Source organism: Streptomyces sp. NBC_01335 (genome assembly GCF_035953295.1).
Lineage (GTDB): Bacteria > Actinomycetota > Actinomycetes > Streptomycetales > Streptomycetaceae > Streptomyces.
Window position 1 is genome coordinate 221,185 of the sequence record NZ_CP108370.1, and the last position, 25,535, is coordinate 246,719.

Below are 25,535 nucleotides of genomic sequence, written 5' to 3' on the forward strand. Positions count from 1 at the left end.
CACGTATACGGGCGTCGATTTCCACCACGGGCGAGGATGCCTCCTGAGACGGCCGGCCGGAATGCGGTCCCGCATCGGCAGGGATTGTGGTACCGGCCGCGGAAGCGGACGCACGGAACAGCGAGCCGGATGAGTGACAGCGCGGGTCAGGTGGAGCGTCGGCGATCACCTAAGGATCTACACGGGGCACTCCGCCGTCAAGAGCGCTCGACAGGGCCTCTGGACGCTCGATGTGTGCCATGGTCTTCTGTCATCCGACGCTTGGGAGGGACGAGATGGCAGGGGAAGCACGAGCCGGTTCCGCGTCCGTGGGCGGCGCGGGCAACGACCTGGCCGGACGCCTGGAACGACTCACTACGGCCCAACGGGCTCTGCTGACACGCCGGTTGGCGCAGCGCGCGTCACCCGGACCCTGCCGGCCGTCCGCGACGCAGTTCGGGATCTGGCTCTTCGAGCAGCTCAACCCCGGAACCTCGACCTACCACAACCCGGCGGCCGTAAGACTGTCCGGGCCGGTCGACGAGGACCTGCTCCGCGAGGCGCTCCAGCGGATCCAGGACCGTCACGAACCGCTGCGCTCCCGCTACCCGGCCGACGAGGAAGGCGTCCCGCGCGCGTTCGTGGAACCACCGCACGCGCTGCGTCTGCCGTGGCGGGTGGAGGACGTCAGCGCGCTGCCCGACCCCGGGCAGGAGGCGACGCGGATCGTGGCGCAGGAGGCGGTCACGCCCTTCCGGCTCGACCGGGGGCCGGTGTGGCGCTGCCTGCTGGTGCGCACCGGCCCCGAGGAGCGGGTGCTGGTCATCACCTTGCACCACATCGTCTCCGACGGCGGTTCGCTGGGCGTGCTGCTGGCCGAACTCGGCGTGCTCTACCCGGCTTTGGCGGCCGGCGAGCGGCCCTCCCCGGTCACTTTGCCCCAGGGGTACTTCGCGCTCGCGGCGAAGGACACTGTGCCGCCGGGCGCCCTGGAGCACTGGCTCACCACTCTCGACGGCGCGCCGGACCGGATCGACCTGTCCGCGCTGGCCGAGTGGCCCGGCCGCGGCGAGCCGCCCCGGCCGCCGGCGCCGGGCGGGGGGTTCGCACCGACCGGACCGGCGCGGCAGTCCGGGCCGACGCAGGGCGCGGCGGTCGGCCGGCAGTGGGCGGGCCGCGAGCTGACGCTGCAGGTGCCGGAGGACACGGCCAAGGCGCTGGAAGGCCTGTGCGCACGCCACGGTTCGAGCCTGTTCACCGGGTTGGTGGCGGCGTCGGCAGCCACCCTGTACCGGACGAGCGGTCAGGAGGACCTTGTTCTGACCACCCCCGTCGACCGGCGCGGCCACGAAGGCCGCGCGCTGATCGGCTGCTTCGTCAACACGGTGGTCCTGCGTCTGCGGGTCGGCCCCGACGACCGGATGGACACGCTGCTGGCGCGCGCCGCCGAGGTGGTGGCCGACGCACTGGCCCACAGCGGCCTGCCGTTCTCCCGGCTGGTCTCGGCACTGCCCCGGCGCGGCGGTGGTCGCAGCCCGTTGGGGAATGTCGCCGTGGTACAGAACAACGCGCCCATGGACGCCGTGTCCCTGGGCGGCCTGCGGCTGAGCGTCCACCCCCTGCCGCCGGTGGAGGTCAAGCACGACCTCGCTCTCTCCTGGAACCGTGGGCACGACGGGCTGACCGGCCGGATCGAGTACGCCACGCGGTTCCCGGACGCCGCGGTGGAACGCCTGTGCGGTCATCTGCGGCACACCGTGGAGACGCTGGCCGCCGCACCCGCCACCCGTGTCGCGGACCTGCCCGGGTTGTCGGAGGTGGCACGATGACCGGCGCCGCCGGGGCCGGTCCGCAGCTGTCCGGCTCGCCCTGGTTCCCCTACGCCGCCGAGGAGAGCGACGCCGCGACCAGACTGTTCTGCCTGCCGTACGCGGGAGGCGGCTGGGCCGTCTTCCGGGATTGGCAGGAGCAGTTCGGGCCGGACGTCCACGCCGTGCCGGTGAAGCTGCCCGGCCGTGCGGAGCGCCTGCACGAGCCCGCGGTGGCCCGCATGGACCGGCTCGCGGACCGGCTCGCGGCCGAGCTGGTCCCGCTGCTGGACCGGCCGTACGCGCTGTTCGGTATCAGCATGGGAGCGCTGCTGGCCTTCGAGACGGCCCACCGGCTGGTCGAGCGCGGACTGCGCGCCCCGGACCGGCTGTTCGTCGCCTCCTGCCGCGCGCCCCAGGAGTCGTTCGACACGCCGCCGGTCCACGGGCTGCCGGACGCGGCGCTGATCACGGTGCTGGCCCGACTGGCGGCGACCCCGCCCCAGTTGCTGGCCAACGCCGAGTTGATGCGGTTGGTCCTCCCCACCTTCCGGGCGGATCTGGCCTGCACCGAGACCTACGTGCGCTCCGACCGCGCGCCGCTGCCGGTCCCGGTGACGGCCGTCCGGGGGCAGGGCGACGGCACGCTGACCGAGGCCATGGTGGACGGCTGGCGCGCCGAGACCTCCGCCGGTTTCGAGCAGGTGGAACTGGCCGGCGACCACTTCCTGGTCCACGGCGACCAGCGCGAACTGACCGCGCTGGTACGCCGGCGGCTGCCCCGGAGCGGACCGGGCCGGTAGGCCGTGTCTGCCCCTTCCCGCCGGGCGGGCGATCCCCGGCACGGCGCCTCGCGGCGTTGTCGGACCGCCCGGGTACATCCCGTACTCGGGGCGGTCCTCCGCCTTGCGAGGCACCGCACCGGACACCACCCGCTGACCCGACGCGCATGGTCGGACACGGCCCAGCCCGCGGAGCGCAAGCGCGTCGGACGCGGGGTGGAGTCGCTCAGCAGGTGCTTCGTCCACCCCGCGGCCCGGTCGGCCCGCCCCCGGGGGCGGGTGTCAGGCGTTCTCCTCGCCCTCGGTGCCCAGCGCGGCCTCGATGTCGGCGCTTGACAGCCCCTCGATCTCGTTGAGCAGCGCCTCCAGTTCCGCCGAGGCGACCTCGCCGACCCCCACGTCCACGGCCGGCTCCTCTCCCGCGGCGGCCTTCGGGCCGCCGGCTGGTGTCTCACCGCCGGCCCGGATCAGCTGGGCGATCGTGGCCACGGTGGCCTCCTGGAAGATCTCGCCGAGGGGCAGTTCGATCCCGTGGGCGTCACGCAGCCGCCCGACCAGCTGCATGGCCAGCAGGGACTGCCCGCCCAGCTCGAAGAAGCTGTCGCGGACCCCGATCTCGTCGATGCCGAGCAGGTCGCGCCACAGGCCCGCGACGTACTCCTCCGTCTTGTCGCGCGGCGCGACGAAGGGCACGGACATCTTCGGCCGTCCCTTGGCCGTCCCGGCGGACGACGCTCCCGCCGGTCCGCCGCCGGCCGGCGCGGCAACCACGCCGGAGCCGGCTTCGGCCTGCCGGGCCAGCGCCTCGCGCACGTCGGGGTCGGCCGCGCACACCGTGAACGGTCCGTCGCCGCCCGCCGCGGTCAGCAGGCGGTACAGCTCCTTCGCCTCCTGCGGCCCGCAGTCGGCCGCGTCCCGCAGCCCGGGGGTGTCGGCCTCCCGCCAGTGCTCCCACTGGACGTTGAGCCAGCGGCGCGCCGCGGTCCGGTTGCGCAGCGCCACATAGGTGTCGGCGTACCAGTTGGCCGCGGTGTAGGCACCGCCTCCCACCCCGCCCAGCAGACTGGAGAGCGATCCGACGATCAGGCAGCGGTCGTACGCCACCCCGTCCAGCGCCGCGTCCAGCGCGTGCAGCCCGGTCATCTTGGTGGCCATGTGCTGCGCGAACAGCTCGGGCGAGGAGTCCAGCACGGCCCGGATGCCCTCGAAGACGGACATGCCCGGGGTGTAGACCACTCCGGCGAGACGGCCGTCCGCGGCCGCCGCCTCCCGGACCGCCGCGGTCAGCGCCGCGGCATCCTCTGCGTCGCCCCTGCGCACGGTCAGCCGGTCGCCGCCGAGCGCGCGCAGTTCCTCCAGCTGCCGCCGCGCCGACGGGGCGAGTGCGTTGGGATCGGCACGGTCGTAGAGCACCACGCGGGCGGCGGGGTCGCACAGGATCTCCGCGGCCAGGGTCCGGCCGATCATGCCGAGGCCGCCGACCAGGAGATGGGCGCCGTGCGCGGCCGGGGCCTGGTTTCCGACGTCCACCCGGACGTGCGCGCGGACGAACCGGTTGCGGCCGCGCAGGGCCACCGGGGAGGCATGCGTCGCCTGGTCGTCCAGCTCGGCGACCAGGTCAGCGACCGTCTCCGACAGGCGCTCGCCGGGGTCGCGCGGGTCGAGTTCGACCACCCGGCAGTCCCAGGAGGTCTCCTGCGGCACGACCCGGCACAAGCCGACCGCGGTGGCCAGGCCCGGCCGCACCGGGTCCTCGCCGGTCACATCGAACACGTGGCGGGTGACATACAGCAGCCGGGGCGGCTCGGCCCCGCCGGCCGGCAGCAGGTCGAGCAACGTTTGCAGGGCGAGGGCCTGTTCCTGCTCGACGCCGTCCCCAGGGGCGGCGTCCAGCGCCCGCAGGTGCACCACGGCGTCCGGGCGGGAGCCGGGCGCGGCCAGCGCCGCCCGCAGTGCGGCGGCGGGGTCGGCGCCGGCGTCCACCAGCGTGACCCGGCCGCCCAGAGCGGTCAGCCGCTCACCGAGGGCCGCACCGACACCGGACCGGTCGGCCAGCACCAGGACGGCGCCCGGTGCGGCCGTGCGGCCCGCGGCCCCGGCCGTCTCGCGCGGCAGCTGCACCCAGCGGGGCCGGTGGATCCACTCCTGCGGCCCGCGCGGCGCCGCCTCCGGCGCGGCGGACCCGTCGTCCGGAGCGGGGTCGATCCAGCACCGGGTGCGCTGGAAGGGGTACGTGGGCAGCGGGACCCGCAGGCGGGGGTGCTCATGGGTGCGCTGCCAGTCGATGCGCACGCCCTGGTGCCACAGCTCGGCGAGGCCGTCGAGCAGGGCCGCCTGCTCGCTGCCCCGCTGGTCGGCGCCGGGCATCAGGGTCGCCACCGGCGCGCTGCGCGCGCCCAGTTCGTTACCGGCCAGCGCCGACAACTGGCGGCCGGGGCCGACCTCGATCAGGACGCTGCCGGGCGGCGCCACGGCCTCCCGCAGGCCGTCGGCGAACCGGACGGCCTCGCGCAGCTGACGCCCCCAGTAGGCGGGGTCGGTGGCCTCCTCGGCGGTCAGCGGCCGCCCGGTGACGCCGGAGACGACCGGGATCGCCGGCGGGTTGAGTGCCGCCTTGGCCACCTCGGCGGTGAAGTCGGCCAGGACCGGGTCGAGCATCGCGGAGTGGAAGGCGTGGGAGACCCGGAGCCGCCGGGTCACGACGCCGTCGGCGCGCAGCCGGGCCTCGAAGGCGTCCACCGCCGCGTGCTCCCCGGCGACGGACACCAGCGCCGAGCCGTTGACCGCGGCGATCGACAGTTCCTGGTCGCCGATCAGCTCACGGACCCGGGCCTCGGGCAGCGGCACTCCGAGCATCGAACCGCCCGGCAGGGCCGCCACCAGCCGGCCGCGGGTGGCCACCACCGACAGCGCGTCGGGCAGGCTGAAGACGCCGGCCAGGGTCGCGGCCACGTACTCGCCGATGCTGTGCCCGAGCATGACCGCGGGTTCCAGGCCGTACGACATCAGCAGCCGGGCGAGCGCGTACTCGACGGTGAACAGCGCGGGCTGGGCCAGGTCGGTGGAGGTCAGACCGTCGGCCGAGGGGTCGCGGCGGGTCAGCAGCAGCGGCCGGAGGCGGTCGGCGACCTCGGCGGGCATCAGGGCCAGGCACTCGTCGACCGCGTCCCGGAACACCGGCTCGGTGCGGTGCAGTTCGGCTCCCATGCCGACGCTCTGGCTGCCCTGGCCGGGGAAGAGGAAGACCAGGGAACCGGCCTCGTCCGCGGTCTCGGAGCTGCGGATGCGCCCGGAGCCCTTGGCGCCCAGGGCGCTCGCGGCGTCGGCCAGGTCCCGGGCCACCACACTGGCCCGGTACTCGTGCTCGGTCCGGCCGACCTGGAGGGTGTAGGCGACGTCGGCCAGTACGGCCCCCGGGTGCTCGCGCATCCAGCGGGCGGTCTGCTCCAGCCGCTCGGCGAGGGCCGGCCCGCTGCGTGCGGAGAGCACCACGAGCTGGCTGCCGGGCTCCGGCGTGCCGGGCACCGGTTCGGGGGCCTCGCGCAGCACGGCGTGGGCGTTGGCACCGCCCATGCCGAGCGAGTGCACCGAGGCGTAGCGCGGCCGTCCCTGCTCGCCCTCCATCGGCAGCAGCTCCGTCGGCACGTAGAACGGGCCGGCCGCGAAGTCGATCTCGGGGTTGGGCGTGCGGAAGTGCAGCACCGGCGGGATCGACTTGTTCTTCAGGCACATGACGGTCTTGATGAAGCCGGCCACCCCGGCGGCGGCGTCGAGGTGCCCGATGTTCGGCTTGACCGAGCCGAGGGCACAGTAGTTCGCGCGGTCGGTGGTGAGCCGGTACGCCTTGGTGAGGCCGGCGACCTCGATCGGGTCGCCCAGCGGCGTGCCGGTGCCGTGCGCCTCGACGTAGTCGATGACGTCCGCGGTCAGGCCGGCCGAGGCGATGGCGCCGGCGGCGGCGCGGGCCTGGCCGTCGACGCCCGGCGCGGTGAAGCTGGCCTTGGCCCGGCCGTCGTTGCCGATTGAGGTGCCCGCGATCACGGCGTGGATGTGGTCACCGTCGCGCAACGCGTCGTCGAGGTGCTTGAGCAGGACAGCTCCGGCGCCGTTGCCCACCACGCTGCCGGTGGAGTCGGCGTCGAAACTGCGGCAGTGGCCGTCCTGCGACGCGGTGGCGTTCTGGAGGTAGCCCGCGTTGTGCGGCATCCGCAGCGAGGCGCCGCCGGCGATGGCCATGTCGCACTCACCGGCCAGGATCGCCTGCGCGGCGAGGTGGATCGCGGTGAGGGAGGTGGAGCAGGCGGTCTGCACGGCGACGGCCGGCCCCTGCAGGTTGAGCTTGTAGGCGACCCGCAGCGCCAGGTAGTCCTTGTCGTTGCCGATCATGGTGGCGTGGTCCCCGACCGCGTCCAGCATCCGGCGGTTGCCGACCAGGTTCACCAACAGGTAGGTGTTCATGGTGGAGCCCGCGTAGACGCCGACCAGCCCCGGGTAGCGGGCCGGATCGTAGCCCGCGTCCTCCATGGCCCACAGGGCGCACTCCAGGAACAGCCGGTGCTGGGGGTCCATCAACTCGGCCTCGCGGGCCACGTACCCGAAGTAGTCGGCGTCGAAGTCCTCCGCCTCCTGCAGGGCCGCGGACGCCGGCACGTAGCGAGGGCTCGCCAGCATCTGGGCGGGCACACCGGCGGCCCGCAGTTCGTCGTCGTCGAAGAACCGGATCGATTCGACGCCTTCACGGATGTTCTGCCAGTACTGGTCCGGGCTGTCCGCACCGGGGAACCGACAGCCCATGCCGATCACCGCGATGTCGGCGGGAATCGCGTCGTTCTGCTTCTGACCGTTCAACTGCGCTCCAGAGTCGGTCCGGGCAAAGGGGGACGTGGATCAACCGAAGGTGATCCGGATGTGCTGGGCGCCGCGCCGCCGGGTGCGGCCGGCGACCGCCGGGCGGCCGGTGTCGTCCGGAGTTCCGGTGTGGAGCAGGATCTCCAGACGCGCCGCCAGTTCGGCGACCGTGGGGAACTCGAAGAGCAGCATCAACGGCAGCCCGGGCAGACCCAGTTCCTCTTCGAGGCGGGAGACCAGCGGCGCCACCAGCAGCGAGTGGCCGCCCAGGTCGAAGAAGTTGTCGTGGGACCCGACGCGCGGGACGTCCAGCACCTCCTGCCAGACCGCCGCGACCCGGCGCTCCACCGCCCGGGTGGGGGGCACGCCGCGTGCCGGCGCGGGGGCGGCCGCCGCCAGGCACTCGTCCAGCCGGGCCCGGTCGAGTTTGCCGTGCGCGGTGCGCGGCAGCGTGTCGAGCGGAACGATCCGGGTCGGCACCTCGTGTCCGGGCAGGTGCTCGGCGGCCCAGGCGCGCAGCGCGTGGACGCCGAAGCCGGGCCCCGGCACCACGCCCGCGGCCAGCCGCCGGCGGTTCCCGTCCCCCTCGACCACCACGACGGCGTCGAGGACGTCCGGGTGCCGGAGCAGCACGGCCCGCACCTCTTCCGGCTCCACCCGGAAGCCGCGGATCTTGACCTGGTCGTCCAGCCGCCCGAGCAGGACCAGGTCGCCGCCCGGCTGCAGGCGGCCGAGGTCGCCCGTGCGGTACCGGCGCGCGCCGCCCGCCCCGGTGGTGAAGGCCCGGCCCTCGGTCCCGGGCCGGTTGAGGTAGCCCGCGGCCACTCCCGGCCCGCCGATGACGACCTCACCGAAGCCGCCCGGCACGGTCGGGTCGTCCCAGGGGTCGAGGACACCGACCTGCGAGCGGCCGGTCGGCGGCCCCACCGGCACGATGCCGCTGCCGGTGCCCGCCTCCTCGGCGTCGACGAAGCGCATCGAGCAGTTGATGCTCGCCTCGGTCGGCCCGTAGCCGTTGACGAAGACCGCGTCCGGCGCCACGAGTGCGGTCAGCGCCCGCAGCGCCTCGTAGGTCAGCATCTCGCCGCCGAGCACCACCGTGCGTACGGAGGGCATGTCGACGCCCGCGGCGGCCAGTTCGGCGGCGAAGGTCGGCGTCAGGTAGAGGATGGTCAGTTGCTCGCGCCGGACGAACCGGGCATAGCCAGGGGCGGACAGCCGCTCGGCCTGGTCGGGGAAGTGCAGCGCGGCGCCGAACAGCACGGTGGTGAACACCTCCTGCAGGCCGAAGTCGAAGCTCAGCGACAGGGTCTGCGGGAGCCGCGTGCCGGGTCCCAGACCGAACCGTTCCCGTTGCCACAGCAGCAGCGGCAGCACGTTGGCGTGGGTGATCGGCACGCCCTTCGGGGTACCGGTGGTGCCCGAGGTGTGGACCACGTAGGCCGGGGTGCCGGCACTCGGCGGGCCCTGGACGCGTACGGCCGGCGGCGGCGCCGGGTCGTCGAGCACGACCACCGGGCGGCCAGGGGCCAGCCGGGCCGCGCGGGCCGCGTGGGCGCGGTCGGTGAGGACCGCGGCGACCCCGGCGTCCGAGGCGACGAACCGCAGCCGGTCGTCCGGGAAGGCGGGCAGCAGCGGCACGACGCAGCAGCCGGCGGTGAGGGCGGCCAGCAGAGCGGTGACGAACCGCGGCTCGGGCGGCAGCAGCACGCCGACCGGGGCCCCCGCGCCGGAACCGGCGGCGCCGGCCAGCCGGGCCGCGGCCACCGCGACCTCCGCACCCAGTTGGGAGTAGGTGACCGTGCGCGCCGCCGAGACCACGGCCGGGGCATCGGGGTGGGCGGCGCAGGTGTCCGCGAAGCAGTCGGCCATGGTGCGTGACGGCTCGGGCCGTGGGCCGCGGCCCACGGTGAGCTCGGCCAGCCGCGTGCGTTCCTCGTCCGACAGGACGGTCAGGGCGGCGATCGGGACGTCCTCGTCCGCCGTCGCCGCCGCGGCCACCCTCAACAACCGCTCGCCCAGTTGTTCCACGGTGACGTCATCCAGTACCTCGGTGGCGTAGCGCAGCACCAGGATCAGTTCGCCGTCGGACTCGGCGACACTGACGTCGAGGTCGGCCAGCACGGTGGTGTGCGGCAGCGGTACGGCTTCCAGCACCAGACCGCCCACCCGGCACGTGCGGCCGGGGATCTCCTCCGCGAGCGCGGACAGTCCGTCCGGGGCGCCCGGCGGTGTCGCGGTCCAGCCGAACATGGTGGCGAACAGCGGGCCCCGCGCAGCGTCCCGGACCGGCCGGACCGCGGCGGCGATGAGCGGCAGCGGATACTGCCGGGCGGCCAGGGCCCGCCGGAAGCGGGCGGCGGTGTCGCTGACCAGTCCGGCGAACGAGCCCTCCACCGGTACCTCCAGCGGCAACGGCAGGGTGTTCACGCAGTAGCCCACCACCTGGCCGGAACGGGCGTCGGGGCGCACGGCGGTCGGTACGCCCACCACGAACCGGCGCTCGCCGGACAGCCGGGCCAGCAGGACCGCGTGACAACTCAGCAGTACCGCGAAGGGCGTGGTGCCGAGCCGGCGGGCGGTGGCCAGGACCTGTTCGCTCAGAGCGGTGCCGAACGGCAGCCGGAACAGGGCGCCCGACCAGGTGCGTGTGGCGGGGCGCGGCCGGTCCAGCGGCAGCCGCAGCTCGTTGTCCGCCGCGTCGGCCAGCAGGTCGATCCACTCGTCCCGCATCCGTTCGCCCGCAGGCCCGGTCAGCAGCCGGTGTTCGGCGGCGACCATCTCGGACATGCCGGGTGCGGGCGCCAGGGCGCCGACCGTGCCGTCCGCGCCGCCCGCCAGTTCGCGGTAGCGTTCTCCGGTCTGGGCGAGCAGCAGGCCGAGCGACCACAGGTCGGCGGCGATGTGGTGGACCGCCAGCAGCAGGACGGGGTCCTGTCCTTCCGGGCGGATCAGGGTGATCCGGAACAGCGGCCCGTGTTCCGGGTCGAGCGGGGCAGCGGCGTGCGCGGCCAGCAGCGCGTCGAGGCCGTCGGCAGGGGTGTCCAGGACGACCAGTTCGGGGACGGGCGCGCCGGACGGGTCGGCGGTCACCCGGCCGCCGGTCACCGTCCACCGGGCGTGGAGTGCCTCGTGCCGTCCCATCACCTCGCGCACCGCGCGGGCCAGCACCTCGGCGTCCACGCCGCCGCGCAGCCGCGCGGCGCGCGTCACGGCGTAGCGGGATCCGCCGGTGGAGGAGTGCTCCAGGAACCACAGCGCCTGCTGCCCGGCCGAAGCCGTCGGCGCGGGCTCCCGGCCGGGGGTGGTGCCCTGGCCGGACGGAGTGTCCTGGCCTGCGGCGGGGCAGGGGCCTGCGGCCGTGCTCCCGGCGCCGGGTGAAGGGTCCGGCCCGTCCGCCGGGTCCGGCCCCGGGCCGGGCGCGCCGGCGCGTACCGCTTCCGCCAGACCACCCACCGTGGCGTCGTGCAGCAGTTCCTCCAGCGGGACGGTGCGGCCGAACCGCTCCTGGAGGGCGTGCTGGAGCTGGACCGAACGCAGAGAGTCCATCCCCAGTTCCGCCAGCGTCCGGCCGCCGGGGAGGCCGGCGGCGTCCGGCACGCCCAGCACCTCGCCCAGCAGCGCCAGGAGAGCGGCGTCCGGCCCGTCGGCCGGAACCACGGCGCCCCCGTCCGCCCCGGCCACCGGGGACAGCGGCGACACCGTCTGGAGGGTGCCGGAACGGTAGGCGTCCCGGCAGGCGCGGCGGCGGATCTTGCCGCTGGACGTCTTGGGAATGGTCCCCCGCAGGACGATGACGAGGTGGTCCAGGCGCAGACCGTGCCGACGGGCCACGTCGGCACGGACCGCGGACAGCTCGTCGGGGCCGGTGTCGCCCCGGACCTCGGCCACCACGACCAGCCGCGCGCCGACCGCGAAGGCCGCGACGCAGCCCTTCCTGATCGCCGGGCACGCCTGCTCGACCGTGGACTCGATGTCCTGAGGGAAGTGGTTGCGTCCGCGCACCACGATGACGTCCTTCGAGCGCCCGGCGATGTGCAGTCGGCCGCCCGCCAGGAAACCGAGGTCCCCGGTGCGCAGATACGGTCCTTCGCCGTCCGCCGTCCGGGCCGCGAACAGCTCGGCGGTGGCGACGGGCTGCTCCCAGTACCCGGTGCCGATGCTGGGGTCGGCAGCGGTCATCCAGATCTCGCCCAACTCGCCGTCGGGGACCGGCGTGCCGTCCGGCCCGACGATCGACAGTGATGCGGGCGGGGCGCCGCAACTGACCGCCGTCTCGCCCTCGCCGCCCGGGACCGGCGATGTGCCGGGGGCGTCGGCGGAGCTCTCGGCCGAGACCAGCAGGGTGCATTCCGCCAGCCCGTAGCTGGGTGTCATCGCGCCGGGGCGAAAGCCGGCCGCGGCGAAGTGCGCCGCGAAGGAGACGACGGTTTCCGGCCGTACCGGCTCACCACCGTTGATGGCTGTCCGCCAGGTCGAGAGGTCCAGTGTGCGCAGGTCGTCCTGCCCTACCTTGCGCACCGCCAGCTCGTAGGCGAAGTTCGGTGCCGCGCTGATCGTTGCGCCGAAGCGGGACAGGGCCCGCAGCCAGCGGACCGGGCTCTCCAGGAAGGACAGCGGCGAGAGCAGGACGCAGGTGGCTCCCAGGTGGAGCGGGTGGAGCACCGAGCCGATGAGGCCCATGTCGTGGTACAGCGGCAGCCAGCTCACCACGACGCTGTGCTCGTCCTGCCCGTACGTCTTCGTCATCCGCCCCTGGTTGGCGACCAGCTGGCGGTGGCTGACGACCACCCCGCGCGGGGTGCCGGTGGAGCCCGAGGTGAACTGGAGCAGCGCGGCCGCTTCGGTGTCGACCACGGACGCGCTCCAGCCGCCCGGCGCCTGCTCCGCACGGTCCAGCGGGCCCAGCACCACCGCATCGGGCGTCCTGGCCGTGATCTCCTCCATGGCCCACGGCAGATCGGTGAGAACGGCCACCGGCCGGGTCGCGGCGGCGATGTCCCGGGCGGTGTCGATCTCCCGTCGGCCGACCGGCGGGTAGACGGGCACCGCGACGAACCCTGCGTACCAGCAGCCGAGCAGGTCGACGACGAAGTCCAGCCCCGGCGTGTGGGCGAGTACGGCCCTGCTGCCCGGTTCGCCCAGTGCCTCCAGCCGTGCGGCGGACGCGCGTGCTGCCGCATCGAGCTGGGAGTACGTCAGGGAGTCCGTGACGTTCTCTCCGTCGCCGAGGAAGCGGAAGGCTGTCTTGCCGGGACTGTTCCGGGCGTGGGCACGCAGCCGTTCGACGAGCGTCGTGACGGACGGCGGAGGCGGGCAGGACGTCATCGGGGGTCTCCCGTCGGGGGACGGTCAGGAGGAGACAGGGTCGGGAAGCTGCAGTCGGGGGTTCCGGGCTGGGCGCCGGTCAGCGGGCCGGTCCCCGGTGGACCTCACCCCGGGAGGGAGCCGCCGCCCGCCGTGAGGGCCGTCCAGCGGGCCAGCAGATCGGCGGTGATCCGGTCCGGGGTGAGTCCGCAGGCGGCCCTCAGGTCCGGTACGGAGCCGTGCGGCAGATAGTCGTGGGCCACTGCGAACACCCGTACCGGGGTGTCGACGTCCTCGTCGGCGAGGTACTCGCGCACTGCGGCGCCGAGACCGCCGCGGCTCCAGTGGTCCTCGATGACCCCGACCATCCGGTGTTCTCCGGCCAGGGCGGACAGTCGCGCGTCGAGCGGTTCGATCCAGCGGGCGTTGGCCGACCCGGCCGGCACTCCGGCGGCGCGCAGTCGGGCGACCACTTCGGTGGCGCAGGGCAGTAGGTCGCCGGCGCCGATGACCAGGACGCCGCCGGGGGCTGGTTCCACCTGCCAGGCCGTCAGGTCGTCGTCCGGCCCGGTCACCCCGTCGCCGCCCTGCGGCGGCCCGGGGTCGTCGATCGCCTTCCCGTACCGGATGGCGACGGGTCCCGGGTGCCGCAATGCGGTCCGCAGCAGACCGCGCATCTCGGCGGCGGTCGACGGGGTCGCTATCGCCATCCCGGGTATCTGGCGCAGCAGCGCGAAGTCCCCGAGACCGTGGTGCGAGGCGCCGTCGCCGCCGGTGATCCCGGCGCGGTCGACGACCACCACGACCGGTAACCGGTGCAGCCCGATGTCGAACAGCAGCTGGTCCTGGGCCCGGTTGAGGAAGGAGGAGTGGATGGAGAGCACGGGGTGCCGCCCGGCCATGGCCAGTCCGGCGGCGAGCCCCGCGGCGTGCTGCTCGGCGATCCCGACGTCGAACAAACGGTCGGGGTAGCGCTCCTGGAAGACGTCGAGTCCCGACGGGCCGCCCATGGCAGGCGTGATCACCACCAGGTCCGGGTCCTCGGCGGCGAGTTCCACCAGGCACGGGCCCAGCACCGAACCGGCCGACACCCGGCCCTGCGGCAGCGTGTACTGGCGGCCGGTGTCGGTGTCGAAGGGGCCGACGCCGTGCATGTGCTCGGTACGGTCATCGAGGGCGGGCCGGTAGCCGCGGCCCTTCTGGGTCCTGACGTGCACCAGCAGGGGGCCGCGCTCCGCGCCGGCGTCGGCCAGAACGCTCTCCAGAGCGCCCAGGTCGTGTCCGTCGACGGGTCCCAGACAGCGGAAGCCCAGCGCTTCGAAGACGCTGGGTGCCACACCCGGCCGGGAGTCCTGCAGGTGCCGCGCCAGCGCGCCGGTGGTGGGTGCGTAGCTGCGGTTGTTGTCGTTCAGCACGATGGTGACGTCCAGCCCGCGGTCACCGATGTCGTTGAGCGCCTCCAGCGCCATGCCCGTGGTGAGCGAGCCGTCGCCGGTCACGGTCACCACCCGCCGGTGACGGTCGGCCGGGCGAGCCGCGAAGGCGGTGGCGAGCCCGGCGGCGTAGGACAGGGACGTGCCGGCGTGCGAGTTCTCCACCCAGTCGTGCGGGCTCTCGGCCCGGCTGGGGTAACCGGACAGTCCGTCCAGTTCGCGCAGCGACTTGAAGGCCGAAGCCCGCCCGGTCAACATCTTGTGCACGTAGGCCTGGTGACCGGTGTCCCACAGGATGACGTCCTCGGGACTGCGGAAGACCCGGTGCAGCGCTATCGTCAACTCGACAACACCCAGGTTCGATCCCAGGTGGCCGCCGCCGGCGGAGACGCTGCTGACGAGCAGTTCGCGCACCCGCGCCGCCACATCGGGCAGATCCTCCGGGTCCAGCCGGCGCAGAGAATCGGGCGTCCACACGTCAAGGTCGGTCATGCAGTCGAACCTCCGTCGCCGGGTCGGCAGTTCAGGGGGCCTGTCGTCGCGACGCCGTCCTGCGCGTATGAGGAGGCGAGGATCTCGGCGTCGTAGCCGGCGACGGATGGGCTCACAGGAGTTCAGACCTCGTTGGTGGTCTGGGCGTTGCCGGAATCGGCCGGTTTCTCCTGCGGCTCCTCGACCTCGGCCTCGGCCTGCTCGACCTCCTGAAGCGCCTTCAGGTAGAGGTCGCGCACCTTGTTCAGTTCCTCGTCATTCAGAAAACGAGAGAATGAGTTCGGCATGTGTGACTCCTCCTCGAAAGTCCGTCGGACGCTGCGAGAACAAAGAGCGACCCGCGCCGCGGGTGACGGCGGACGCAGGGTGGGACGGGGCCTCAAGGCCCCCATCGAGTGCGGGGTCAGCGTAGCCCAGAGATCACCGGACTGTCTTTAGTGCGTTGTGGCCAAAGCGCGTTGGGCAAAAGCGCGTTGTGGCAAACCGTGTCTTGTTCGACCTCTGGAAGACTGATGAAGATCTTGGGGCGGAGTGGTGGGCAGCCACGATCAGACTGGCACGCCGGATGGCCACAGATGCTCCGTGCCGGCCGGACAAGCGGCCCGGCCGTCGGGCTTTCAGGCGGGCCGGCCCTCGTCGTCCCGGCCACCGGTCCGTGCCGCGCGCCATTCCCCGACGGTCTTCTCGACGTCGAAGCGCCCGAGGTTGAGCGGCGGGCCGGGCGGGGGCATCCGTACGGCCTCGTCGATCTTCTCGTTGATCGCGTCCAGCAGTTCCCGCACCCGGCGCTCGGAGACCGCTTCGGTGACCGCGCGACGGACGTCCTCCGCCTCTTTGCGCAGAGCGAGGGCGGGCGGCAGGACCGACAGTCCTTCGCGCTGCATCTTCTCCTTGATCCACCAGTCCTCGTCGTAGGTACGCCCCAGTCCGGGAAGCGGCTTGCCGAAGCCCGGCAGGGAGGCGAAGTCGCCACGCTGCTCGGCCTCGTGGATCTGCCGGTCCACCCAGGAGTCGAAGTTGACGCCAGGGGGCTTCCGTTCGGTCACGGGACACCTCTTCCGCACTCCGGCCAGGACCCTTCCACGATACCTGGAGCGCCCCTGTTCGAATCGGCACTGTCTCGAACTGCTGGTCGGGGGTACACGACTTCACGCACCCCGCTCGGCCGGATCAACCGGCCGGAGCCCGGACCGGAGGGAGTTGACCACTGTGCGAGAGAACTGCGGATCGGACAGCGAACGGGGGGAGCGGCGATCATGACGACCGTACTGATCATCGTCGGTGTCGTCGTCCTCGCGGCGATCGCCGGCTGGCTCCTCCTGCGCGGGCGGGCGACCGGCGGCGCGGGGTTGAAGCGCCGCTTCGGACCCGAGTACGACCGGGTGCTCGCCCGTCACCAGGGAGACACCAAGCTCGCCGAGCAGGAACTGGAAGAGCGGGTGAAGCGGCACGGGTCGATCAGCGAGCGGCCGCTGTCGGACGAGGCGCGGGAGCGGTACACGGCGCGCTGGACCCGGGTTCAGGAGCGGTTCGTCGACGCTCCCGAGGACGCGGTCACCGAGGCCGGTGACCTTCTCGACGAGCTTTCCCGGGAGCGCGGTTTCCCGGAGGCGGGCAGTGTCGAGGACCGCGCGGAGGCCCTGTCGGTCCACCACGCCGCGCAGGTCGACGCCTACCGCCGCGTGCACACGGCGCGCGACGGTGCGGGCGGCACCGAGGACCTGCGTCAGGCCCTCGTCGAGGCCCACGCGCTCTTCGACGCACTGCTCGGGAAGCGGACGGCCGGACCGGCCGGACGGGACCGGGCCACGGACATGAGGAAGCAGCACCACGCGAAGGGAAGTGTGACGTCATGACTTACGGATCTTCCACGAACGGTGAACGGATCAACGGCGAGCGGACCGACGGTGAACGGTCCGACAGGGCGGCGGAAGCCCGCCGCACGGACGACCGGACGCGGACGACGGCCCCCGAGCCCTCCGCCGCCGGTGCCGTCCCGGAGAGCGCCGCGGGCCCCAAGCCCGTACACGCCCCCAGGACCGCCGGGAACCCTGCCGACCGCGCCGACCACGCCGACCGGAACCTCGCGACGGACCGCGCCGACCGCACGGCCGACGGTACGAGTACGGCGACGAAGACGGCGGACTCCGATCGCACCGGCGCCCTCGGCGCGAAGCGGGACACGGACCGCGCGACCCCCATGGACCGCTCGAACAGCACGGTCCGTACGGGCGGCGTGGACCGCCCGGATCGTACGGATCGCACGGACGGCATGGACCGCGCGGCCCGCACGGATCGTACGGAGGGCATGGACCGCGCGGATCGTACGGACCGTGCCGGAACGCACCGGGAGACCCTCGGCACGAGCGCCACGTCCCGCACCTCCGGGTCCGCCGTGAACGGCCGGGATCACGAGGGGGCCCTGCTCGGGGGAACCGACCACGACGAGCTGGAGCGGCGCATGCGGCACGCGGTCAGCGACTTCGTGGAGGACCCGCGGCGCGCAGTCCGGGAGGCCGGCGAGACCCTCGACGCGGTCACCCAGAACCTGGTCAAGGCACTCACGGAGCGGAGCACCGCGCTGCGCAGCGAGGAGCGGGCGGACGGCACGGGCGGACGGAACGGCGAGCGGACGGAGGAGCTGAGGATCGTGCTCCAGCACTACCGCGACCTCACCGACCGGCTGCTGGCGGTCTGACCCACCCGGGTCCGCCCACCGGGAGCCCGGCCCCGGGCCGAACTCCGGCCCCCGGCCCCGGAACACGAGCGGCCGGGAGGAACACGGACACATGTCCGCGTGCCTCCCGGCCGCTGGGGCGTTCCCCGCCCGCGCGCCTCGGCGTGGATACGGAGCGCCCCGCAGGGTTGTCGGCACGGCTGAGGACCCGGCGCACATCTCGCCGTACCTGACCGAGCACATCCAGCCGGTGAGCCCTCACCGCATTTCGAGGGATGCCCGCGCTGTTCTGCCAGCGGCGGAACACCGGCCGGACCGGGCTCGATGATCACTGCAGTCCGGTCCCATGACGACGATTGCGACGCGTACGGTCGAGTATCCGGCCGACGGTCTGACGATGATCGGGCATCTCGCGCTCCCGGCCGGTGCCGACCGCCGGCCCGCGGTGCTGCTCGGACCGGAGGGCATGGGGGTCAGCGACGTCGAGCGCCGCCGGGCCGATGCCCTCGCCGAGCTGGGATACGTGGCGCTGGCCTTCGGCCTTCACGACGGGCGCTGGGCCGCGCAGTCAATGCCCTGACCACGGGCCGACCGGGCGAGGCAGCGCGCATTCGCTGCCCGGTGTGGGCCGGGGTCGGATCGGAAGACCCGATCATGGCGCCCGCGCAACGGAACGCGTTCACCGCTGAGCTGCAGGCCGCGGGCGTCGACTGGCGCCCCACGGTCTACGGCGGCGCCTTGCACGCCTTCCACCACCCACCGGTCGGCCACCCCGTGGTCCCCGGCGTCGGCTACCACCCACAGCACGCGCAGCGAGCCTGGCGCGACGTCGTCGACCTGCTCGCCGAGTGCCTGCCCGTGACGGAGGATCTGCGGGCATGACCCGGGCAGACATGCCCGGGCGGCTGCGCCGGGCACCGACCGGCCCGCCGATCAGGAGTGGAGGGCCGGCTTGAGGATGTCCTGGCACCACTGGCGGAATCCGGTGGCGGAGGCCGGGTCGCGGGGTTCGGCGTCGTAGATTCCGTTGTTCTGGGCGTTGACCATGTCGGCCATGTCCTGGGCCAGCGCCGGGCTCGCGCCGTGCTGCACCATGCGGGCCCGGAAGTCCGCGAGCGGGACCTGCTGGTAGCGCACCGTGCGGCCCAGGGTCTCGGAGATGATCTCGGCCATGGCGTCGGGGGTCAGGCTGTCGGGGCTGACCAGCGGAACGCGGGCCTGTCCGCTCCAGGCGGTGTCCAGCAGGAGCGCCGCCGCCGTGGCAGCCACATCCCGGGTGGCGACGGTCAGCAGCGGCCGGTCCGCGGTGTTCGCCATGGAGAACACCCCCTGCTCCGTGATCGGCTGGGTCTGATTGAGCAGGTTCTCCATGAAGAACGGCAGTGCCAGGGCGCGGTGCCGCACGCCGGTACTCGCGATCAGCTCGTCCATGTCGAGCGCGGCCGACAGAAGTCCGGCCTCGTCCTGGTAGCCGTGGCCCAGGGAGGTGACGTGCACCATCCGTACGCCCCGGTCGGCGGCCCGCTGGGCCGTGGCGCGGGTGAAGTCCCGGTAGTAGCTCCCGGCGGGGCCGGCGTCGCGGAAACCGGCCGGGGGCACGAGCCAGAACAGCCGGTCGGCTCCTTCCAGCGCCTTCGCGGTCGTATCCCCGTCGGCGTGGGACCCCTCCACCACCTCGACCCGCGCACGCACGTGCTCCGGGAGGCGGGAGGGGTCTCGGACGATCACCCGGACCGACTCCCCGCTGTCCAGAACGCGGTCCAGGACCTGTCGGCCGATATCACCGGTCGGCGTAGTAATGACGATCATGAGTGCCTCCATGCGTGGCGGTCGACGGCGATCCCCGGGGTCGCCGGTTGGTCACTTTCGAGTGAACGCGGTGCGACGGCGCAGGTGAAGGACCGATGTGATCGCGATTGATACCCTGGTGGTATGAATGATCCGGAGGTGCGACAGCTCCGCTACTTCGTCGCGGTCGCGGAGGAACTGCACTTCGGGCGCGCCGCCGCCCGGCTGGGCATGGCGCAGCCCCCGCTGTCCCGCACCATCCGGGAACTGGAACGGCAGCTCGGTGTGACGCTGTTCGAGCGGACCACCCGGCAGGTAAGACTCACCGGCGCCGGAGAGGTCCTGCTGCGGGACGCCAGAACCGCCCTGGAGGCGGTCACCGCAGCCGCTCACCGCGCTCGGCACGCAGGCAGCGCCTCACCCCGGCTGCGCATCGCGCTCAAGGCCGACATCGACGGCGGCCTCCTGCCGCGGATCCTGGACGCCTACAGCGCCGATCCCACGGCACTGCCTCCCGAACTGGTCCTCGGAGGGTTCGGCGAACAACCCCAGGCACTGCGCGACGGTCTGGCCGACGTGGCACTCGTGCTCTGCCCCATGGACGACCGCGGGCTGGACAGCGAGCCGCTGATCACCGAGCCGGTCCTGGTCGCCATGGCCGCCACCGACCCGCTGGCCGCCCGGACCCGACTGTGCCTGGCGGACCTGGCCGGCCGGAACCTCCCCGACGGTACGCCGGCCGACGCGGGGCGCGCCGCGCCGCACCGACCCGGGGCGACGAGCCCGGCCTCCAACTTGTCGGAGATCTTCAACCTCGTCGAAACGGGCACCACCGTGTTCTTCGCACCTGCCTCGGTCGCCCGGCGCAACCCGCGCCCCGGGGTCGCCTACCGGCCGGTCAGCGACCTTCCCGACTGCACCCTGGCCGTCGCATGGCCCCAGGACGCCCGTTCACCGGCCGTCGCCGCCCTGGTACGCGTCGCCTGCACGATCGCCGCCGACCAGCGCGCACAGGCGGAGCCCCGGACGCGGAGCGCGACCGCCTGAAGCGCGCTTCAGACCGGTACGCCGACGGGGACTGTCAGCTCCTGGCGCAGCCGGTCGACCACCGGCTCCGGCAGCCTCAGCCCGCTGCGCACATAGCCGTCGAGCCCGCCCCACCGCTCCTCCATCGCGTCCAGCGCCACGTCGAGGTAGTGGGGCCGTGCCTCGATGACGGCGGAGGCGATGGCCGGATCGCCTCCCGCGTCGAGGAAGCGCTGTACGGAGGGGGCGAAAGCGAGGCGCACGGCGGGGTTGACCGCGAGGAACTCGGCCCGGACGGTCTCCCGGGACGCCCCCAGGATCATCAGCAGTACCGCGGTGGCCCAGCCCGTGCGGTCCTTCCCCGCCGTGCAGTGGAAGAGCACCGGCCGGGCCGGAGCGTCCGCCGCCGTCTCCAGGAAGGCGCGGTAGGCGGCCGACGCTCCCGGGGACAGCACCATCTGACGGTACGTCTGCGCGAACACCTCCTCCGCCCGGCCCCCGCCCAGCGCCTCCTCGGCGGCGGCCGGGTCGGCGAGCAGGGCCCTGAGGCGGGCCGGGGCGACCCCGGGATTGCCGCCCAGCACATCGGCGACGAAGAGTCTGGCTCTCGGGGGCAGCCGGTCCGGGGCCCAGTGGCGCTCGTCGGCGGTCCGCAGGTCGACGACCGTACGGACGCCGAGGGCGGCGACCGCCATGTCGTGCTCGGGATCGAGTTCGCTCAGCTGGCCCGAACGCAGGAGGATCCCCTGCCGCATCCGCTGGCCGTGGCCCAGGGCGATACCGCCCAGATCCCGCAGATTGACGACGGTGGTGGCCGGGACGGCCCGGGCGGTCTGCACGATGAACTGCCTCTTTCCCGACGTTTCACGCATTTAAGTGTCAACGTCGCATGTCAGAGGCGATTCGACAACGGAAAACGCCGGAGCGGACCGGCTCTTCGGCGACGGGAACGCGGCCCGCGCACGCCCCCCGCGGAAGGCGGCCCGCACGCGCCCCGAGCCGCCCCGGCCCCGGTCCGCACCGTCGCGGCCGGCCCACGCCGGGCGCGCCGCCGAGGGCGGAAGACCCGGTCCCGATCCGGGCACGGGTCGAATCAACCGATCGAATGAAGATCACGGGAAAGGCGAGCGCCGCCGACGGGACCCGACGCGGAACCGTGGACCGACCGGGCCGACCGGGCCGCTCCGCCGGCTGTCCCGCGACACGCTGCGTGCACGCCCGGACGCGCACCGGAGAGGGATAGGTCACAGCGGAATCCTCTGCTGGTCCCCCGCCGGACTGCCCTAGCATCTGGGCATGACGGTCCTGCCTGCTGACGGGCTCCCCCTGGCCGCCGAGTTCGCTGACGCCTCCCCGGAGCAGTGGCAGACCCTCGTCGAGGGTGTGCTGCGCAAGTCGGGCAAGGACGTCACGGGTGAGGCCGCGCTGGAAGCCCTGTCCACGACGTTGGAGGACGGGCTCACCACCCGCCCTCTGTACACCTCCCGCAACGGCGCGCCCCCGGCCGGTCTGCCCGGTTTCGCGCCCTTCACCCGGGGCGGCGGACCCGCCGGAAACGCGGCGGGCGGCTGGGACGTACGGCAGCGCCACGCGCTGACCGACCCGGTCCGGCTCAACGAGGCCCTGCTCGCCGATCTGGAGAACGGCGTCACCTCGCTCTGGCTCGGTGTCGGCGGCCCCGGCGGTGTACCGGTCACCGGGCTGGACCGGGCGCTGGACGGCGTCCTCCTCGACCTCGCGCCGCTGGCTCTCGACGCCGGGGGCGACTCCGGCGCGGCGGCGGCCGAGCTGGTGCGGCTGTACGCGGACCGGGGTGTCGCCCCGGAGGCCGTACGTGGCGGGCTCGGCATCGATCCGCTGGGCGGGTCGGCCCGTACGGGTGACACGCCCGATCTGACCACCGCCGTCGAGTGGGCCGCGCGGTGCGCCGGGGAGTATCCGGGGCTGCGGGCACTGAGCGTGGACGCGCTGCCGTACCACGAGGCCGGTGGCGCGGCGGCCCAGGAGCTGGGCCTCTCGCTCGCCACCGGGGTGGCGTACCTCCGGGCGCTGACCGCCGCCGGGCTGTCCGTCGAGGCGGCCTGTTCGCAGTTGGAGTTCCGTTACGCGGCGACCGCCGACCAGTTCCTGACGATCGCCAAGCTGCGGGCCGCGCGCCGGCTGTGGGCGCGGGTCGCGCAGGTCTGCGGTGCGCCCGGCGCGGGTGCCCAGCGGCAGCACGCGGTGACCTCGTCGGTGATGATGACGCGGCGCGACCCCTGGGTGAACATGCTCCGCACGACGCTGGCCGCTCTGGGCGCGGGGGTCGGCGGCGCCGACGCGGTGACGGTCCTCCCCTTCGACGCGGCGCTCGGGCTGCCGGACGCCTTCGCCCGGCGGATCGCCCGGAACACCTCCACCATCCTGATGGAGGAGTCGCACCTGGCCCGGGTCGTCGACCCGGCGGGCGGCTCCTGGTACGTGGAGAGCCTCACCGAGGAACTGGCCGTCGCCGCTTGGGCGTTCTTCCAGGAGATCGAGCGCGCGGGCGGCCTGGAGGCGGCCACCGCCTCGGGTCTGGTCGCCGAACGGCTCGCCGCGGCCTGGGAGAAGCGCTCCCGCGACCTGGCGCGCCGCAAGGAGCCGGTGACGGGGGTCAGCGAGTTCCCGCACCTGGACGAGCACCCGGTGGAGCGCGAAGCTGCACCCGCCGCTCCTTCCGGCGGCCTGCCGAAGGTCCGCCGCGACGAGGCCTTCGAAGCGCTGCGGAGCCGGTCGGACGCCCATCTCGCCACCACGGGAGCCCGCCCGAAGGTCTTCCTGGCGGCTCTCGGCCCCGCCTCGGCGCACACCGCCCGGGCCTCCTTCGCCGCGAACCTCTTCCAGGCCGGCGGCATCGAGACCATCCACCGGCCCGTCACCGTGGACGCCGCGACGGTGGCCGACGCGTTCGCCGCGTCCGGTGCCGAGATCGCCTGCCTCTGCTCCTCCGACGCGGTGTACGAGCAGGAGGCGGCCGGGGTGGCCGCGGCGCTGGTGGCCGCGGGAGCCGGCCGCGTACTGCTCGCCGGCCGCCCCGGCGAGGTGGACGGGGTCGACGGCCACGTCTTCGCCGGCTGCGACGCCGTCGCCGTGCTCTCCTCCGTACTCGACCGACTGGGAGTGGCGTGATGCAGAACCCCGAGACACCCTCGGCAGCCGGGAGCCCCGCGAGCCCCGTCCCGGACTTCTCCGCCGTCCCCCTGGACGCGGACACTCCCCCGGCTCCCCCGGCCGACCGCTGGCGGGCCGCGGTGAAGGAGTCGACCGGCAGCTCGGTGGACGACCTGCTGTGGGAGACCCCCGAAGGCATCACGGTCAAGCCGCTGTACACGGAGGCGGATCTGGAGGGCGTCGACTTCCTCGACACCTTCCCGGGCATCGCCCCGTACCTGCGCGGCCCCTACCCGACGATGTACGTCAACCAGCCGTGGACGATTCGTCAGTACGCCGGGTTCTCCACGGCCGAGGAGTCCAACGCCTTCTACCGGCGCAACCTCGCGGCCGGTCAGAAAGGGCTCTCCGTCGCCTTCGACCTGCCCACGCACCGGGGGTACGACAGCGACCACCCCCGGGTGACCGGGGACGTCGGCATGGCGGGCGTGGCGATCGACTCGATCCTCGACATGCGCCAGCTCTTCGACGGCATTCCGCTGGACCGGATGTCGGTGTCGATGACGATGAACGGCGCGGTGCTGCCCGTGCTGGCGCTGTACATCGTGGCCGCCGAGGAACAGGGCGTGCCGGCGGAGAAGCTGGCCGGGACGATCCAGAACGACATCCTCAAGGAGTTCATGGTCCGCAACACCTACATCTATCCGCCGGGCCCCTCCATGCGGATCATCTCGGACATCTTCGCGTACACCTCGCGGAAGATGCCGCGCTACAACTCGATCTCCATCTCCGGTTACCACATCCAGGAGGCCGGGGCCACGGCCGACCTGGAGCTGGCCTACACCCTGGCGGACGGGGTGGAGTACCTGCGGGCCGGGCGGGACGCGGGTCTTGACGTGGACGCGTTCGCGCCCCGGCTGTCGTTCTTCTGGGCGATCGGCATGAACTTCTTCATGGAGATCGCCAAGCTCCGGGCGGCCCGGCTGCTCTGGGCCAAGCTGGTCGGGGAGTTCGAACCGGAGAACCCCAAGTCCCTCTCCTTGCGCACCCATTCGCAGACCTCCGGCTGGTCGCTGACCGCGCAGGACGTGTTCAACAACGTCACCCGCACCTGCGTGGAGGCGATGGCCGCCACCCAGGGGCACACCCAGTCGCTGCACACCAACGCGCTGGACGAGGCGCTCGCGCTGCCCACCGACTTCTCGGCGCGCATCGCCCGCAACACGCAGCTGCTCCTCCAGCAGGAGTCCGGCACCGGGCGGGTCATCGACCCGTGGGGCGGCAGCGCCTACGTGGAGAAGCTGACGTACGACCTGGCGCGGCGGGCCTGGCAGCACATCGAGGAGGTCGAGGCGGCCGGCGGCATGGCGAAGGCCATCGACGCGGGCATCCCCAAGCTGAGGATCGAGGAGGCCGCCGCCCGGACCCAGGCACGCATCGACTCGGGCCGCCAGCCGGTCATCGGCGTCAACAAGTACCGCGTGGAGACCGACGAGAAGATCGACGTCCGCTCGGTCGACAACTCCTCCGTGCGCACCCAGCAGATCGAGAAGCTGCGCCGCCTGCGGGCGGAACGGGACGAGACCGCCTGCCAGGACGCGCTGCGCGCGCTGACGGAGGCGGCGGGCCGCGCCCCGGGTCCGGACCTGGAGGGCAACCTGCTGGCGCTGGCGGTGGACGCGGCACGCGCCATGGCGACCGTGGGCGAGATCTCGGACGCCCTGGAGAAGGTGTACGGACGCCACGCCGGCCAGATCCGTACGATCTCCGGGGTGTACCGCAAAGAGGCAGGAGAGTCCCCGTCGGTGGACCGTACCCGCGCGCTGGTCGAGGCCTTCGAGGAGGCGGAGGGCCGCCGCCCGCGCATCCTGGTCGCGAAGATGGGCCAGGACGGCCACGACCGCGGCCAGAAGGTGATCGCGTCGGCCTTCGCCGACCTGGGCTTCGACGTGGACGTCGGCCCGCTGTTCCAGACGCCCGCCGAGGTGGCGCGGCAGGCGGTCGAGGCGGACGTGCACATCGTGGGCGTCTCGTCGCTGGCCGCCGGTCACCTCACGCTCGTTCCCGCGCTGCGGGAGGAGCTGGCGGCCGAGGGGCGCGAGGACATCATGATCGTGGTGGGCGGGGTGATCCCGCCCCAGGACGTCGAGGCCCTGCACGAGGCCGGCGCCGCCTCGGTCTTCCCGCCGGGCACGGTCATCCCGGACGCCGCGTACGACCTGGTGCGGCGGCTCGGTGCCGCACTCGGGCACGAGCTGTGAGC

General features: G+C 73.5%; 14 protein-coding genes and 1 pseudogene. 8 read left to right on the plus strand and 7 right to left on the minus strand.

What is annotated here, in order from left to right:
* Positions 1–275 precede the first annotated feature (275 nt).
* Together OG599_RS00955 and OG599_RS00960 are read left to right on the plus strand one after the other, a co-directional pair.
* A complete protein-coding gene (locus tag OG599_RS00955) occupies positions 276–1,808 on the plus strand; it encodes a condensation domain-containing protein (RefSeq protein ID WP_327173968.1) in 1,533 nt (510 codons plus the stop codon).
* Positions 1,805–2,590, plus strand: coding sequence for a thioesterase II family protein (locus tag OG599_RS00960; protein ID WP_327173969.1), 786 nt, complete (start codon positions 1,805–1,807; stop codon positions 2,588–2,590). Before OG599_RS00955 ends, OG599_RS00960 begins: the two co-directional genes overlap by 4 nt.
* A gap of 261 nt (positions 2,591–2,851) precedes the next feature.
* On the opposite strand, the gene OG599_RS00965 is transcribed toward OG599_RS00960, so the two are convergent.
* The 5 genes from OG599_RS00965 to OG599_RS00985 form a co-directional block, all read right to left on the minus strand.
* A complete protein-coding gene (locus OG599_RS00965) occupies positions 2,852–7,417 on the minus strand; it encodes a type I polyketide synthase (protein ID WP_327173970.1) in 4,566 nt (1,521 codons plus the stop codon).
* A 39-nt stretch (positions 7,418–7,456) separates the two neighbouring features.
* Positions 7,457–12,745 (minus strand): non-ribosomal peptide synthetase, encoded by a 5,289-nt coding sequence (locus OG599_RS00970; RefSeq protein WP_327173971.1) that lies wholly within the window; start codon positions 12,743–12,745, stop codon positions 7,457–7,459.
* A 104-nt stretch (positions 12,746–12,849) separates the two neighbouring features.
* Positions 12,850–14,649 carry a 1-deoxy-D-xylulose-5-phosphate synthase gene (locus OG599_RS00975; protein ID WP_327173972.1) on the minus strand — a complete coding sequence of 600 codons (1,800 nt, stop codon included), beginning with the start codon at positions 14,647–14,649 and terminating at the stop codon, positions 12,850–12,852.
* 122 nt (positions 14,650–14,771) lie between these two features.
* Complete coding sequence (locus tag OG599_RS00980) at positions 14,772–14,936, minus strand: hypothetical protein (protein ID WP_327173973.1); 165 nt, start codon at positions 14,934–14,936, stop codon at positions 14,772–14,774.
* Between the two features lie 330 nt (positions 14,937–15,266).
* Complete coding sequence (locus OG599_RS00985) at positions 15,267–15,695, minus strand: J-domain-containing protein (RefSeq protein WP_327173974.1); 429 nt, start codon at positions 15,693–15,695, stop codon at positions 15,267–15,269.
* Between the two features lie 210 nt (positions 15,696–15,905).
* On the opposite strand from OG599_RS00985, the gene OG599_RS00990 reads away from it, so the two are divergent.
* The 3 genes and pseudogenes from OG599_RS00990 (at position 15,906) to OG599_RS01000 (ending at position 18,208) form a co-directional block, all read left to right on the plus strand.
* Positions 15,906–16,505, plus strand: a complete 600-nt coding sequence (locus OG599_RS00990) for a hypothetical protein (RefSeq protein WP_327173975.1) — start codon at positions 15,906–15,908, stop codon at positions 16,503–16,505.
* The gene (locus OG599_RS00995; RefSeq protein ID WP_327173976.1) at positions 16,502–17,347 is read left to right on the plus strand and encodes a hypothetical protein; all 846 of its coding nucleotides are present in this window, start codon (positions 16,502–16,504) and stop codon (positions 17,345–17,347) included. Before OG599_RS00990 ends, OG599_RS00995 begins: the two co-directional genes overlap by 4 nt.
* A gap of 325 nt (positions 17,348–17,672) precedes the next feature.
* Positions 17,673–18,208 (plus strand): annotated as a pseudogene (locus OG599_RS01000) (dienelactone hydrolase family protein).
* 51 nt (positions 18,209–18,259) lie between these two features.
* Here OG599_RS01000 and OG599_RS01005 read toward each other — a convergent pair.
* Entirely contained in the window at positions 18,260–19,135 is an 876-nt protein-coding gene (locus tag OG599_RS01005) for an NmrA family NAD(P)-binding protein (RefSeq protein WP_327173977.1), read from the minus strand.
* Between the two features lie 123 nt (positions 19,136–19,258).
* Between OG599_RS01005 and OG599_RS01010 the strand changes: the two genes are divergently transcribed.
* Complete coding sequence (locus OG599_RS01010) at positions 19,259–20,161, plus strand: LysR family transcriptional regulator (protein ID WP_327173978.1); 903 nt, start codon at positions 19,259–19,261, stop codon at positions 20,159–20,161.
* Positions 20,162–20,169: 8 nt separating this feature from the next.
* On the opposite strand, the gene OG599_RS01015 is transcribed toward OG599_RS01010, so the two are convergent.
* Complete coding sequence (locus OG599_RS01015) at positions 20,170–20,979, minus strand: tyrosine-protein phosphatase (RefSeq protein WP_327179893.1); 810 nt, start codon at positions 20,977–20,979, stop codon at positions 20,170–20,172.
* Between the two features lie 457 nt (positions 20,980–21,436).
* Between OG599_RS01015 and OG599_RS01020 the strand changes: the two genes are divergently transcribed.
* A complete protein-coding gene (locus OG599_RS01020) occupies positions 21,437–23,290 on the plus strand; it encodes a methylmalonyl-CoA mutase family protein (RefSeq protein ID WP_327173979.1) in 1,854 nt (617 codons plus the stop codon).
* The gene (gene scpA, locus OG599_RS01025; RefSeq protein WP_327173980.1) at positions 23,290–25,533 is read left to right on the plus strand and encodes a methylmalonyl-CoA mutase; all 2,244 of its coding nucleotides are present in this window, start codon (positions 23,290–23,292) and stop codon (positions 25,531–25,533) included. Before OG599_RS01020 ends, scpA begins: the two co-directional genes overlap by 1 nt.
* Positions 25,534–25,535: the final 2 nt, after the last annotated feature.

What these genes read in the sequence shown, in the direction of transcription:
- OG599_RS00960 (WP_327173969.1), top strand. Translation starts at nt 1,805, where the DNA reads ATGACCGGCGCCGCCGGGGCCGGTCCGCAGCTGTCCGGCTCGCCCTGG.
- OG599_RS00975 (WP_327173972.1), bottom strand. Translation starts at nt 14,649, where the DNA reads ATGACCGACCTTGACGTGTGGACGCCCGATTCTCTGCGCCGGCTGGAC.
- OG599_RS00990 (WP_327173975.1), top strand. Translation starts at nt 15,906, where the DNA reads ATGACGACCGTACTGATCATCGTCGGTGTCGTCGTCCTCGCGGCGATC.
- scpA (WP_327173980.1), top strand. Translation starts at nt 23,290, where the DNA reads ATGCAGAACCCCGAGACACCCTCGGCAGCCGGGAGCCCCGCGAGCCCC.
- OG599_RS00980 (WP_327173973.1), bottom strand. Translation starts at nt 14,936, where the DNA reads ATGCCGAACTCATTCTCTCGTTTTCTGAATGACGAGGAACTGAACAAG.
- OG599_RS01020 (WP_327173979.1), top strand. Translation starts at nt 21,437, where the DNA reads ATGACGGTCCTGCCTGCTGACGGGCTCCCCCTGGCCGCCGAGTTCGCT.
- OG599_RS01010 (WP_327173978.1), top strand. Translation starts at nt 19,259, where the DNA reads ATGAATGATCCGGAGGTGCGACAGCTCCGCTACTTCGTCGCGGTCGCG.
- OG599_RS01005 (WP_327173977.1), bottom strand. Translation starts at nt 19,135, where the DNA reads ATGATCGTCATTACTACGCCGACCGGTGATATCGGCCGACAGGTCCTG.
- OG599_RS00970 (WP_327173971.1), bottom strand. Translation starts at nt 12,745, where the DNA reads ATGACGTCCTGCCCGCCTCCGCCGTCCGTCACGACGCTCGTCGAACGG.
- OG599_RS00955 (WP_327173968.1), top strand. Translation starts at nt 276, where the DNA reads ATGGCAGGGGAAGCACGAGCCGGTTCCGCGTCCGTGGGCGGCGCGGGC.
- OG599_RS00995 (WP_327173976.1), top strand. Translation starts at nt 16,502, where the DNA reads ATGACTTACGGATCTTCCACGAACGGTGAACGGATCAACGGCGAGCGG.